Genomic DNA, 13,016 nt, shown 5'->3' on the forward strand with positions numbered 1-13,016 from the left:
ATCAATGCCATGCCGTGATTCAACGCGAAACATGCGCAAGCAAGAGCGCATGAACGCGATGCATTGAGTCGCCAATTCAACATCGGTCTTTCCGGAAAGTGAATATCGAACGCGATCTTCGGCGTTCGTTTAGTAGTACGCAGGTCTTGCATGGCAATGCCTCGTCGAATCACACCCATAAGGAAGAAAATGAAAACCGACCGCATGAGAAAGGCGCTCATTATGGCTGCGGCTGTCGTCGGCACGGCGTTCATGCCGATAAGCGGCATGGCTGGCAATCCCACACCGAATCCGTATTTATCCGCGCCCAAAGGCGCAATGACACACTTCGATCCCGCGCAAACCGATGCCTTCACGCAAGCGATACCCGCCGGCACGCGCACCGCTTATGGACCGCTCGGCGTCACGCCGCAAGCATCGAATGGATTTTTGAACTTCGTCACGCTCAAATCGACTTCGCCCGATTATGTGTGGGCGGTGTCGAGCACAGGCGTGTCTTATCTCAAAGTCGCGAACGACGCCGTGACGCAAATGGGCGCAACGCTGGTTTTTCCGGGAGCCGTCTTCGTTGCGCAAAATCTTTTGACGGCCGTTTTAACGCAGCCTTTCACGACCGTGCAGCAGGTTCAGGCCGCGCTTCAGTCGCTCGGGCTTTTGACCGCGGGACAATCCCTCGGTCCGGCTTATAGCCTCGTGGATGCGGACAACGTGCTGTATTCCGGCGCGGTCAACAGCATTGTCGCCGTGGGCCTGATTTCGCCGGACGTGCCCGCGTTGGGCGTCCGCATATTGCGCTCGATGCCGTCATCCGCATTCGTTCAGTCGGGCGAGTCCGTCACGGGGCTTTCGCTGACTTACGACGGCAAACTCGTCGTGCAGGGAACGCGCTCCGTTTCCGTGGTGGATCGCAATTTCAATTCGACGCCGCAAACGCTTCGCTTCGGCAACGACGAAACCATCTCCAATTCACTGGCCATCGACGAGAATAACGGCATTTATATCGTCAGCGACAAGAAGATGCACAAGGTCATTTGGACCGGCAGTGTCTTGTCGAATCAGTCGACGGACGGCGCGTGGGAATCGCCGTATCCGACCGGCGACACGTATCCCACGCTATTCGGTTCAGGCTCCGGTTCGACGCCCACGCTGATGGGATTCGGCAGCGATCCGGACAAACTCGTCGTCATTACAGACGGCCTCAAGCGCATGAGTCTCGTCGCATTCTGGCGAGATGCCATTCCTTCAGGATTCACTAATCGCATTGCGGGGCAAATTTCGGTGACGGCAGGCTTGCCGCCCGATACGCAAACCATCCAGTCCGATCAATCCGTCACGGTGGATGGTTATGGCGCTTTCGTCGTGAATAACGTGGGTCCGGGCGGACTGCGAGACAGCATAGGCACCATCATTCCCGATGCGATCGCGCGCGGGCCGATTCTCGATTCGCCGCTGGGCGTCGAGCGATTCGAGTGGAATCCGTCGACGCATAACTGGGCTTCGGTTTGGGCGCGCGGCGATATCTCGTCCAATACGATGATTCCGGGAAAGAGCATCGCGTCAAATACGGTGTTTGTCAGCGGTTATTACCGGACGAACAATAGCGGATGGGAAATCGCGGGGCTCGACTGGAACACCGGGCAGACCGTGCATCGCACGATTCTCGGCACCAGCATTTACGGGAACGGAATGTATGCGCCGATCGAGTTTCTGCCGGACGGCGATCTGTTCTTCAACGGCATTCTCGGCTTCATTCGCGTTCAGTTGCCAAGCGGGCTGATCTATCCGGCCGGTTTGCCGCTTTGAGTCGCGAGGGCCGCATCAACTGACGCTGGCGGCCGCTCGCCGTTCCCACGCGGCCGCCGCCACGAACGCGAGCGCCGCGGCGACCAGCACCGCGATCAGCGCGTTTGCGCCCGCGCGCCGCATCAGCATGCCCGCGACGATCGGCCCGCCGAAACTCGCGACGCTCCACGAAGCGCCGACGATCGCCGTCGCCGATATGAGCGCCGCGCCCCGAAAGCGTTCGCCGCACGCGACGATCGACAGCGTGTAGACGCTGCCCGCCGCTGCGCCGATCACGAACAGCAGCGGCCAGCAGAGCCACGGATAGGCGACGGCCCACGGCAGCGCCGGCAGCAGCGCGACGACCACGACGCCCGCGCCCATGTGCACCTTCGCGCGCCCCATGCGATCGGCGAGCCAGCCGATCGGGAACTGCATCGTCGTGTCGCCGAGCAGGATCGCGGAGGCAAACAGCACGCCGGTATTCGCGCTCACGCCGTGAGATATCGCGAACAGCGGCAACAGCGAAAGCGCGAGCGTGTCGAAGAGCGCGAAGAAGCCCGTGCCGATCACGAGCGCCGGCATGCGCGGCAGCACGCGCCGCCAGTCGCTGTGTCCCGCGTGCTCGATGCCGTCGGCAGCCAGCCCCTGTGGCGACACGCGGATCGTCGCGAGCGCGGGCAAGGCAAGAAGAAAGATCGCGCCGCAGAGGGCGAAGCGCGTCGACTGCCAGCCGCCCGCCACGCTCACGAGCACCGGCCCGGCCATCTGAAACAGCGTGAAATTCGTCGCGTAAAGCGCGACGACGCGGCCGCGCGTGGAATCGTCCGCGAGCGCGGCCACCCACGCCTCGCCGATGGTGAAGAGCAGCATCAGTGCCGCGCCGCACGCAAAACGCAGCGCGGCCCAGAGCCGCAGGTCGATGGAAAACTGCATCGCGATGGTCGCGAGCGCCGCGACGACGACCGCGCCCATGATCGTGCCGCGCGCGCCGTATCGCGACGCAATGCGGCTCGCGAAAGGCGCGACGACGAGTCCGCCGCCGGCCTGCATCGCCGTCATGATGCCGACGACGTCCGACCCGTAGCCCGCCTGCGTCAGCGCGAGCGCGGTGAGCGGCAGCGTCGCGCCGAGACCCAGGCCCACCACCGCGACGCTCGAAATCAGCGCGAAGAAGTCGCGCGAGAGGACGCCTCTCATCGACTGCGTCCAGCGAGACTCAGGCAGCCTGCCCGATGGCGAGACGGCGCGCGCGCTTGTCGAGCGTCGCGGAGAGCAGCGTCAGCCCGAACGCGCCGCACGCCATCGCGACGCCGACCCACGGCAGCGAGGTCAGCGGCGCGCCGGCGCTGATCGCGCAGCCGCCCAGCCACGCGCCCGTCGCGTTGCCGAGATTGAACGCGCCCTGATTGAGCGTGGAGGCGAGATTCGGCGCATCGCTCGCGCGGTTGACGATCAGGATTTGCAGCGGCGGCACGATAGCGAACGCGAGCACGCCCCACAGGAAGATGGTGATCATCGCGGAGATCGATTCGTGCATCGTCGCCGCGAACACCGTCAGGATCACGACGATCGACAGCAGGAACGACAGCAGCGAGCGCAGCAGCTTCCAGTCCGCGAGCTTGCCGCCGAGCGTGCTGCCGACCGTCAGCCCGAGGCCGAAGAGCAGCAGCACGTACGTGACCGCGTGCGGCGAAACGCCCGTCACGTCTTCGAGGATCGGCGTGATATACGTGAAAACGGAAAAGAGGCTCGCCGAAGCCAGCACGCTGATGCCGAGCACCATCAGGACTTGCGGGTTTTTGAGCACGTTGAATTCGCGCAGGATGCTGGTTTCGCGCATCTCGATGTGCTTGGGCAGGCACACCGCCAGGGCGCCCGCCGCCGCGATGCCGATGAGCGTCACGACCCAGAACGTCGCGCGCCAGCCGGCCGCCTGACCGAGCGCGGTGCCGAGCGGCACGCCGAGCACGTTGGCGAGCGTGAGGCCCGTGAACATGAGCGCGATGGCTTGCGCGCGACGGTTCGGCGCGACGAGATCGGCGGCGACCACCGAGCCGATGCCGAAGAACGCGCCGTGGCAGAACGCCGTGACGATGCGCGCGCCCATGAGCACCCAGTAATTCGGCGCGAGCGCGCACAGCAGATTGCCGACGATGAACACGCCGATCAGGCCCATCAGTGCCTTCTTGCGCGGCATCTTCGCGGTGACGATGGCGAGAATCGGCGCGCCGATGGTCACGCCGAGCGCATAGCCCGAGACGAGCATGCCGGCGGCGGGAATCGACACGGCGAGATCACGCGCGACGTTGGGCAAGAGGCCCATGATGACGAATTCGGTCGTGCCGATGCCGAACGCGGCAATTGCAAGAGCGAGGAGAGGCAAGGGCATGGCAAAAGGCGGGGAAAATGGGCGCGCCGGCCTGAATCGGGCGCAGGGAAGGCTCGAATTCTACCGAAAGGTGATTTTTGGTGCTGGTAGAAACCCTGAGATTGCGCCGCGCCGACAATGCCGGATCATGGGCGGTTCCTTTTATGATCGGCCCGCGCGGCGCTGGGATCTTTCATGATTCACGTTAGCGGCGCGGCTCACGCTTCGCATTTTTGCCCGACACGCGCCATTCGTTGCGCGGCGCGGGTGTTGGAAAAACACAGCACTGACTGAAGAGATATGTCGCCTTTGAAAACCTGCCTGCGCGCGGCCATCGCCTGCGCGGTCCTGCTTGTCACGCACGTTCACGCCCAGAGCGATGCCGCCGGTCCCGTCGCGACGCAAGCGGGCACCGTCTACTTCCTGCGCGACGAGTCCGGCTTTGCCGCGATGCTCGGCACCCAGGCGTTCGACCGCTTCGACGCCCGCCGTCTCGCGCATTTCGACGAAGCGGGCAGCAACGGTTCCATCACGCGCGCCTTGATGCAAACGGACACCGGCCCGGTGCTTTACGACTTCCGCCGCAATCCGCCGCTGGTTCAGCGCGCGGGCAAGCGCATGACGGTGCAGCGCGTATTCTGGCAAGGCGACGAAGTCGTCATGCAGACCACGGCGGGCTGGTACAAGCTGGAACGCGGGGCGCTCACGAAGCTGCAATCATCGACGAAGACGTATCACTGAGCGTACGCGGTCAGGTCCGCACGCCGAACACGCGCTCGCCCGCGACCACGTACACGGCTTCGTTCGCGCGGCGCACGGCGTCGTTGACTTCGAAGCCGCCGGTGAACGCGCCGAACGCCGGCAGCACGCCCGCGCGCCGGCCGAAGCGAAAGCACGGCAGCCGCACGCTGTCGACCCGTGTCGCGAGTCGATACACCGGATGCTCGTGACCGGCGAGCGCGTAGCCGTCGTCCACGTTTTGCGGGTGATGGCACAGCGCCCACGGTCCGAGCCGATACGGCTCCTGCACCAGTTCCACGCCGAAGCGCAACGGCAATTGGCCCGCATGACGGTCATGATTGCCTTCGACGAGCACCAGTCGCAACGCGCGATGCGTCGCGCGCCACGCATCGAGCGCGGCGAGGGTTTCATCGGCGTGAGATTCGCGTGCGTGCAGCAAGTCGCCGAGAAAGACGATCGACTCCGGGCGATGCGTCGCGATGAGCGCATCGAGCCGCGTCAGGTTGTCGGCTGTGGCGCCCGCCGGCACCGGAATGCCGCGCGCGCGAAACACGGCGTCTTTGCCGAAATGCGCATCGGCGATGAAGAGGCTCTTTTCGAGCGGATCGAACGCGGCTCGCTCGGCTGAGAGCACGAGCGCGTGGCCGTTCACATCGATGGTCAGGGCTTCTACTGCCATTGTCCTCGTAGATTCAAGAGCCGGAACGGAACGGCGACTCGGGCGCGGTGCGCAGCGTCTCGCCGAGCAGCTTGCCCATTGCCGCGCCGCATTCCTGCGCCCGGCGCGCGGTCAGAAAACACGCGTCGCCTTCGGCGTGCATTTCGTAGATCGGGATCGTCTTGATGCTCGTGCCGGACGGCTTTCCGTCGATGGCCGCGAATCGCCTGATCGACACATCGGCGACTTCGAGCACCCAAGTGTAGCGGACCGGCATCCCATTCACCGACGAACTCGCCGATGGCGCGATGCGGATGAGATGGCTCGGGCGCACATCGACGAGCGTTTTCGCCGGAGGGCGGCTGTCCGTCGTCGCGGTGACGTCGACCAGTTGGGTACGCATGGGCGTGAGCGCTTCCTGCACGGCCTCGCTCATGTACTGCGTGTAAGCGTGGATTTCGTCGGTCAGCGTCGGATCGCTCACTGCTTGCTATCCACGACGATGAGCACCTTCGTCGCGGGCCTCTTGGCGGATTCATAGAGCGCGTGCTGATCCAGCAGGCGCGGATCGCTGGCGCAGGCGGCGGTGGCTAAAGCGGTGAGCGCGAGAGCGAGCGTACGTATTGTTCTTTTCATGTTGAATGATGCGTGGTTCGACTGAGAAGCCGCGGCTCGAATGTCGGCAGACGGCCGAAGCGGCCAGCGCGACAGCATAAAGGCCGATGCCGTCGCACGTCATTCGAAGGAGTTCGAAATGTCTCGCAGCGGCCGGGTCAAAGACCGTCCGCGCGATGCTTCAGGCTTGCGCCGCCTTCTCCAACTCCGCCAGCATCCGCTCGACGCGATCCGCGAGCTTCTCCGTGCTCACCTTTTCCCGCAGCCGCCCGACGATCAGCGGGAACGCGAACGGCGTCGGCTTCTTCGGATGCGTGAGCGCAAGGCGGCTTTCGCTCATCCGCACGAGCGCGTGGCGCAGGCGGCTGAGTTCGAGCTCCTGAAGCATCACTTCCTGATCGGCTTGCGTGAGCAGCAAATTGCCGCTGTCGTGCTTGCGAAAGACTTCGTAGAAGAGCCCGCTCGACGCCTGCAATTGCCGCGCGCTTTTCTGCTGTCCCGGGTGGCCCTGATAGATCAGCCCCGACACACGCGCGATCTCGCGAAAGCGCCGCGCCGAGAGTTCCGATGCATTCAGGCTCGCGAGAATGTCGTGCTCCAGATTGTCGGGCGAGAAGAGTCCTTCCGCGATCAGCGTTTCCCAGTCGAACGGACGCGCCGACAGCAACTCGAAGCCGTAGTCGTTCATCGAGATGGAAAACGTGCTCGGTTGATCGCGCGCCACCCGCCAGCCGATCAGCGATCCCAGCCCGATATGCGCCATGCGCCCCGCGAACGGATAGCAGAAGAAGTGATGCCCGTCGCGCGATCGCACCGTCTCCACGACCAGCACGCCCGGTCCCGGCAGCGCGGACCACTTCGCCTGCAAGTCGAGGAGCGGCTTGACGGCCTGCATCTCGGGCTCGTCGTAGATGCCGTCGTTGGCGCGGGCGAGCATCACGAGCGCGGCTTCCGCCAGTTCGGAGGAGAGCGGCATCTTGCTGCCTGCCCACTGCGGCATGGCGCCGCGCGAGGACGTCGCGCGCTTCACGTAAGCGGTCATGTCCCGCACGCGCACGAGCTCCAGCGCGCGTCCGCCGAAGGTGAAGACGTCGCCGGGCTTCAGGCGCGAGATGAACGATTCTTCCATCGCGCCGATGCGCCCGCCCGTCATATACGCAACGTTGATCGTGGCATTAGCGACGATGGTGCCGACATTGTTCCGATGCCGTCGCACGAGGTCTTCGCGCGGCACGCGATACACGCCGTCATCGCCCAGAACGACGCGGTGATAGTCCGGATACGCCGCCAGCGACGCGCCGCCGCGCTCGACGAACGCGAGCGCCCAGTCGAATTCGGCTTGGGTCAGATCGCGATACGCGTACGCGGTGCGTACTTCGTCGAACATCTCGGCAGCTTTGAACCCGCCGCCGATCGCCACCGTGACCAGATGCTGCACGAGCACGTCGAGCGGCTTGAGCGGCATGTCGCGCCCTTCGATGCGATGCTCGCCGATCGCCCAGCGCGCCGCCGCCGCTTCGACCAGTTCGAGCGCATGCGTCGGCACGATGGTCACGCGCGACACGCGGCCCGGCGCGTGTCCGGAGCGCCCGGCGCGCTGCATCAGGCGCGCGACGCCTTTGGGCGAGCCGATCTGGAACACGCGATCCACCGGCAGAAAATCGACGCCGAGATCGAGACTCGACGTGCAGACGACCGCCTTCAGTTGTCCGTTCTTGAGCCCGAGTTCGACCCAGTCGCGGACTTCCTTGTCGAGCGAGCCGTGATGCAGCGCGATGAGCCCCGCCCAGTCCGGCCGTAGATCGAGCAGCGCGCGATACCAGATCTCCGACTGCGAGCGCGTGTTGGTAAAGACGAGCGAGCTTTGCGCATGTTCGATTTCATCGGCGACCGGCCCGACCTGGCGTACGCCGAGATGCCCGCCCCACGGAAAGCGTTCGATAGTCTCGGGAATCAGCGTATCCACGACGAGCGTTTTCGGCTGCGCGCCCTGCACGACGACGCGCGGCGTCTTCACCGGATGCAGCAGCGCGTCGTGCGCGAGGGCGAGATTGCCGAGCGTCGCGGATAAGCCCCAGATTTGCAGATCGGCCCGCCAGTGCGCGAGGCGCGCGAGCGCCAGTTGCGTCTGCGTGCCGCGCTTGTTGCCGAGCAGCTCGTGCCATTCGTCGATCACGACGAGCCGCACGTGCGCGAGTTCTTCGCGGGCGTTTGCGCGGGTGAGCATCAGCGTGAGGCTTTCGGGCGTCGTGACGAGCGCCGATGGCATGCGGCGGTTCTGCCGCGCGCGTTCCGTCGACGACGTGTCGCCCGTGCGCAGCCCGACGGTCCACGGCACCGAGAGCGCGCTGACCGCGGTTTGCAGGGCGCGGGCGGTGTCGGCGGCGAGCGCGCGCATCGGCGTGATCCAGAGCACGGTGAGCGGGGCGGGGAGCGGCGTCTTTGCGATGTCGGCGATGTCGTCCGTGGCATGCGCATCTTGGCGGCGCTTGCGGTTTGCCTTCCCCTTCGGCGGGCCGGCGAACGCGCTCAATGCGCCGAGCCAGATCGCCCATGTCTTGCCCGCGCCGGTGGTCGCATGCAGCAGGCCGCTCGCGCCACGCTCGACCTCGCGCCACACTTCACGCTGAAACGGAAACGGCTGCCAGCCGCGTGCATCGAACCAGCGCGCGATGCGTTCGTCCATCGGCTTGGCGGCTTCTATCGCGTCGTACACGAACGGCGCGGGCCGGAAGAGCTCGGCGGCGGCATCGAGCTTGGCTTGCGCGGCCTGCGTGCGCGGCACGCGGCGGGGGCGCGGGGCGCGGCGTTTGGGGCGGGCCGCCGGTTCGGGCGGTTGCTCGTCGCCATATTCGGTTGAGAGTTGATCGTCGCGGTTCATGCGGCCGCCTCGCTTGCGCAGTCGAAGCGATCAGAAACGCGACGGTCGCCGGGAACGCGAAAGCACTCGCGAACGCGAGAGCCGTCGCGAACGCAAGAGCTGCCGCAAATGCTAAACCCGCCGGGAACGCGAGAGCCGTCGGGAATGCGAATACCGCCACGAACGCGACGGCCACGGCGAACGCCAGAGCAATCGCGCATGCGGAAGCCGTCGCGAACGCGAAGACCGCCGCCAACGCGAGAGCCGTCGCGGACGCAAAGCCCCCTACGAACGCCAGCGCAACCGCGAATGCGAGACCCGCCGCGAACGCGAAGCCCGCCACGAACGCAAGAGCCGTCGCGAATGCGAAAACTGCCGGGAACGCGATAGCCGTCGCGAATGCGAAGACCGACACGAACACGAAAGCCGCCACGAAACCGAGCGCAGTCCCAAACGCCAAGCCCACCGCCAATGCGAACCCCGCCGCCCGATCCCGTCGCATGCGACGACCTTCCGCGCTTCCCCGCCTCGTCACATGAACAGCGCCCGCTCATGCCATCGCCTCGTTCAAAAAGCCCTTGAGCATGTCGAGCGTATCCGCATCGTCGATGCTTTTATCCGTCCGCCAGCGCAACATGCGCGGAAAACGCACCGCGATGCCCGACTTGTGGCGCGGGCTCGCCTGAATGCCTTCGAAGCCGATCTCGAAGACGAGCGTCGGCGTCAGGCTGCGCACCGGCCCGAACTTTTCGACGGTCGTCTTGCGCACGATGGCGTCGACCTGGCGCATCTCCTCGTCGGTCAGGCCCGAGTACGCCTTCGCGAACGGCACCAGCGTGCGCACGCCGTCCGCTTCGTCCCAGACCGCGAAGGTGAAATCGGTGTAAAGGCTCGCGCGCCGGCCGTGGCCCGGCTGCGCGTAGAGCAGCACGGCATCGACGGAATACGGGTCGATCTTCCACTTCCACCACGTGCCGGACGCCTTCGTGCGGCCGACGCCGTACATCGACGCGCGCTCCTTCAACATCAGCCCTTCGACGCCGCGCGCCCGGCTCTCGTCGCGCAACGCGGCGAGCGCGTCCCAGTCCGCAGCTTCGACAACCGGCGACACGCGCAGCAAATCGACCGCGAGCGTCGAAGAAAGCGTATGCGCGAGCGCATCGAGTTTCGCGCGGCGCGCGTGCAGCGGTTCGGTGCGCAGGTCGCGTCCATCGGCTTCGAGCAGGTCGTAGGCGAGCAGCGCGGCCGGGGAATCGGCGAGCACTTTCTTCGTCAGCGATTTGCGCGTGATGCGCGGCTGAAGGCGCGCGAACGGCAACGGCATGGTCGCGCCCGGCTCCCACGCGAGAATTTCGCCGTCGATCACCGTGCCGTCCGGCAGCGCCGCGCCGAGCGACGCGAGTTCGGGAAAGCGCTCGGTCAGCAGATCCTCGCCGCGCGACCAGATCCACACGCGGCCGCTGCGCTTCACGAGTTGCGCGCGAATGCCGTCCCACTTCCATTCGGCGATCCAGTCAGCGGGCGCGCCGAGCGTCGCCGGATCGGCCTGCAAAGGATGCGCGAGAAAAAACGGATACGGCAAGCCGATGTCGCTCTCATGCGGCGTGTCGATGTCGTCGCCCTCGGCCGCCGGCGCGATCAGCCGAAGATAGCGCGCGGCGCTCGGCGCCTGCCGCGAATCGGTCCAGCCGACCATCCGTTGCGCGATGCGCTTGTGATCCACGCCCGCCACTTGCGCGAGCGCGCGCACGACGAGTTGCCGCGCCACGCCCACGCGAAAGCCGCCGCCGATCAGCTTGATCAGCAGGAACCGCTCGCTCCAGTTCAGTTCGTCCCAGTAGCCGAGCATGCGCTCGCGCAGCTCGACGGGATTCGCGCCGCGCAGCGTCAGCACGCGATCCTCGATCCATTGCGCGAGGCCCAGCTCCGATTCGCGTTGCGGCGGCGGCAGCACATGTGCGATGGTTTCCGCGAGATCGCCGACCGCCTGATACGACTCTTCGAAGAGCCATTCCGGCAAGCCCGCGCGCTCGCGTGCGAATTCGATCAGAAGACGCGTCGGCACCGACTGGCGCGGCTTGCCGCCCGCGAGAAAATACGAGGCCCACGCCGCGTCTTCCGGTTCCGCGCCGGAGAAATACGCGATCAGGGCTTCGAGCTTCTCGTTGGTCGAAGTCGTCGCGTCGAGCGCGGCATAGAGCGTCGCGAAGCGTCTCATTGCGACGGCGTCTCCGTCGTGGTTTCGGTGGGCATGTCGGCCTCGATGGCGTCGTCGCCGTATTCCGTCTTGAACGCGCCCGCGTCGAGCCCTTGCTCGCACAGCCAGCGCACCATCGGCTCGATCTGGCCGTGCGTGACGATTACGCGTTCTGCGCCCGTCGCGCCGATGGCCGTTTGCAGGCCGGGCCAGTCCGCGTGATCCGACAGCACGAAGCCGCGATCGACGCCCTTGCGCCGCCGCGTGCCGCGCAGGCGCATCCATCCGGAGACGAAGGCATCGCTGTAATCGCCGAAGCGGCGCATCCACGTACTGCCCTGCGCGGACGGCGGCGCGACGATCAGCGCGCCCTGGAACGCCGCCTTGTCGCGCGCGGCGATTTCGCTCACGAGCCGCGTCTCCGGCAGCGCGACGCCGGATTCACGGTACGCGCGATTGAGCGGCTCCACCGCGCCGTGACAGAAGATCGGGCCGATGCCCGCGTCGATGCCCGCCAAGAGCCGCTGCGCCTTGCCGAACGAATAGCAGAAGAGCACCGACGCGCGGCCTTCTGCCGCGTTGTGCCGCCACCATGAGTCGATGCCTTCGAACACGGCGCGCGACGGTTCCCATCGGTAGATCGGCAGGCCGAAGGTCGATTCGGTGATGAACGTATCGCAGCGAACGGGCTCGAACGGCGCGCAGGTCGGATCGGGCTCGACCTTGTAATCGCCGGACGCGACCCACACGCGCCCGCCGTGCTCCACGCGCACTTGCGCCGAGCCGAGTACATGACCCGCCGGATGCAGCGACACCCGCACGCCGTTCACGTCGATGCGCTCGCCGTAAGCGAGCCCTTGCACGTCGATGCCCGGCAGCCGCGAGAGCAGCACGCCGAGTCCCGCTTCGGCCGTGAGATAGCGCGCGTGACCGAAGCGCGCGTGATCGGCATGGGCGTGCGTGATGACCGCGCGCTCGACGGGCCGCCACGGATCGATATAAAAGTTGCCCGGCGGACAGTACAGGCCCTCGGGACGCGCGACGATGAGATCGGCGGATGTGTTCACGGGTTTTTCTGTCGTGCTCCTGAGAAGTGTCGTGCAGGCAACAAAGCACGTGACATGCCCGTCATGGCGCTTTCATGAAGAGCGACTACGGTGTAAAAGGTTTGTTCAGCATCGTCTTATTTTCGTCCGAGAACGAAAGAGCCGGTTCGAGCCGCGAGCTTCGCTGCAGTGCCTTGTCTCACGTGATCTTCCGCTGGTGTTTTGGAATGAAGCCGAATATGGACACGATGGTTGCGCCGACTGCCGCAGAGGCGGTCTGGATTGTCAGGCTCAGGAGCCATCCGCAGTATGACTTCGTGCGTCTGAAGCGGGTGTTTGCCGAGCCCGGCTCGCGCCATCAGGTCGTCCTGGTCGATGTCAGGCGGCTTTTGCAATGCGCCGACCGCGACGACACCGACTACGTGCTCAAGGCCGTCGACGACTGGCACGCGGGCAAGGTGCGCGGCATCCGCGAATTCCTCGATCCGGACAACCCGCGCGTGCCCGAAATGCCGTACGTGACCATCAGCGTGCGGCGCGCGGAAGGTTTGCTCGGGCTGATCGGCGTGCATCGGGAAGGCGTCGTCGCGTTTCGCAACGGACAGCATCGCGCGCGCTATATGGCGCACGCCGGCGCGCTTTGCATGCCGGTGGAAGTGCACGAGCGCGAAGCCGATCTTTTGCGCGCGATGTGCGCCGCGCCGGGCGATGCGGTCGCGGAGTACGGCGAGGTGTGATGCCTGAGC

Annotated in this window: 11 protein-coding genes; 3 read left to right on the top strand and 8 right to left on the bottom strand. The window is 65.7% G+C overall.

The window, feature by feature from the left end:
• Positions 1–189 precede the first annotated feature (189 nt).
• Complete coding sequence (locus JYK05_RS02485) at positions 190–1,803, top strand: hypothetical protein (RefSeq protein WP_206467667.1); 1,614 nt, start codon at positions 190–192, stop codon at positions 1,801–1,803.
• 15 nt (positions 1,804–1,818) lie between these two features.
• Here the strand turns inward: JYK05_RS02485 and JYK05_RS02490 are convergent, their stop codons facing one another.
• Positions 1,819–2,982, bottom strand: a complete 1,164-nt coding sequence (locus JYK05_RS02490) for an MFS transporter (protein ID WP_206467668.1) — start codon at positions 2,980–2,982, stop codon at positions 1,819–1,821.
• A gap of 19 nt (positions 2,983–3,001) precedes the next feature.
• Positions 3,002–4,174, bottom strand: a complete 1,173-nt coding sequence (locus JYK05_RS02495) for an MFS transporter (protein WP_175939615.1) — start codon at positions 4,172–4,174, stop codon at positions 3,002–3,004.
• A 279-nt stretch (positions 4,175–4,453) separates the two neighbouring features.
• On the opposite strand from JYK05_RS02495, the gene JYK05_RS02500 reads away from it, so the two are divergent.
• Entirely contained in the window at positions 4,454–4,894 is a 441-nt protein-coding gene (locus JYK05_RS02500; RefSeq protein WP_206467669.1) for a hypothetical protein, read from the top strand.
• Between the two features lie 10 nt (positions 4,895–4,904).
• Here the strand turns inward: JYK05_RS02500 and pdeM are convergent, their stop codons facing one another.
• The 6 genes from pdeM to JYK05_RS02530 all read right to left on the bottom strand — a co-directional run bounded on the left by pdeM (position 4,905) and on the right by JYK05_RS02530 (position 12,291).
• Entirely contained in the window at positions 4,905–5,573 is a 669-nt protein-coding gene (gene pdeM, locus JYK05_RS02505) for a ligase-associated DNA damage response endonuclease PdeM (protein WP_206467670.1), read from the bottom strand.
• Between the two features lie 13 nt (positions 5,574–5,586).
• On the bottom strand, positions 5,587–6,036 hold the full coding sequence (locus JYK05_RS02510; protein ID WP_206467671.1) for a hypothetical protein: 450 nt from the start codon (positions 6,034–6,036) through the stop codon (positions 5,587–5,589).
• Positions 6,033–6,188: a hypothetical protein gene (locus JYK05_RS02515; RefSeq protein WP_206467672.1), complete on the bottom strand. Its 156-nt coding sequence runs from the start codon at positions 6,186–6,188 to the stop codon at positions 6,033–6,035. The genes JYK05_RS02510 and JYK05_RS02515 overlap by 4 nt, the downstream gene beginning before the upstream one ends.
• 160 nt (positions 6,189–6,348) lie before the next feature.
• Positions 6,349–9,048, bottom strand: coding sequence for a ligase-associated DNA damage response DEXH box helicase (locus JYK05_RS02520; RefSeq protein WP_206467673.1), 2,700 nt, complete (start codon positions 9,046–9,048; stop codon positions 6,349–6,351).
• 529 nt (positions 9,049–9,577) lie between these two features.
• On the bottom strand, positions 9,578–11,245 hold the full coding sequence (locus JYK05_RS02525) for an ATP-dependent DNA ligase (RefSeq protein ID WP_206467674.1): 1,668 nt from the start codon (positions 11,243–11,245) through the stop codon (positions 9,578–9,580).
• Positions 11,242–12,291 carry a ligase-associated DNA damage response exonuclease gene (locus tag JYK05_RS02530; protein ID WP_206467675.1) on the bottom strand — a complete coding sequence of 350 codons (1,050 nt, stop codon included), beginning with the start codon at positions 12,289–12,291 and terminating at the stop codon, positions 11,242–11,244. The genes JYK05_RS02525 and JYK05_RS02530 overlap by 4 nt, the downstream gene beginning before the upstream one ends.
• A 218-nt stretch (positions 12,292–12,509) precedes the next feature.
• Here JYK05_RS02530 and JYK05_RS02535 point away from each other — a divergent pair, with 218 nt between their 5' ends.
• On the top strand, positions 12,510–13,007 hold the full coding sequence (locus JYK05_RS02535; RefSeq protein WP_206467676.1) for a hypothetical protein: 498 nt from the start codon (positions 12,510–12,512) through the stop codon (positions 13,005–13,007).
• Positions 13,008–13,016: the final 9 nt, after the last annotated feature.

This window comes from Caballeronia sp. M1242, from assembly GCF_017220215.1.
Classification (GTDB): Bacteria; Pseudomonadota; Gammaproteobacteria; order Burkholderiales; family Burkholderiaceae; genus Caballeronia.

Bases quoted from the DNA above. Each gene is read 5' to 3' on its own strand.
- JYK05_RS02525 (WP_206467674.1), bottom strand. From the start codon at position 11,245: ATGAGACGCTTCGCGACGCTCTATGCCGCGCTCGACGCGACGACTTCG.
- JYK05_RS02515 (WP_206467672.1), bottom strand. From the start codon at position 6,188: ATGAAAAGAACAATACGTACGCTCGCTCTCGCGCTCACCGCTTTAGCC.
- JYK05_RS02485 (WP_206467667.1), top strand. From the start codon at position 190: ATGAAAACCGACCGCATGAGAAAGGCGCTCATTATGGCTGCGGCTGTC.
- JYK05_RS02535 (WP_206467676.1), top strand. From the start codon at position 12,510: ATGGACACGATGGTTGCGCCGACTGCCGCAGAGGCGGTCTGGATTGTC.
- pdeM (WP_206467670.1), bottom strand. From the start codon at position 5,573: ATGGCAGTAGAAGCCCTGACCATCGATGTGAACGGCCACGCGCTCGTG.
- JYK05_RS02490 (WP_206467668.1), bottom strand. From the start codon at position 2,982: ATGAGAGGCGTCCTCTCGCGCGACTTCTTCGCGCTGATTTCGAGCGTC.
- JYK05_RS02500 (WP_206467669.1), top strand. From the start codon at position 4,454: ATGTCGCCTTTGAAAACCTGCCTGCGCGCGGCCATCGCCTGCGCGGTC.
- JYK05_RS02520 (WP_206467673.1), bottom strand. From the start codon at position 9,048: ATGAACCGCGACGATCAACTCTCAACCGAATATGGCGACGAGCAACCG.
- JYK05_RS02495 (WP_175939615.1), bottom strand. From the start codon at position 4,174: ATGCCCTTGCCTCTCCTCGCTCTTGCAATTGCCGCGTTCGGCATCGGC.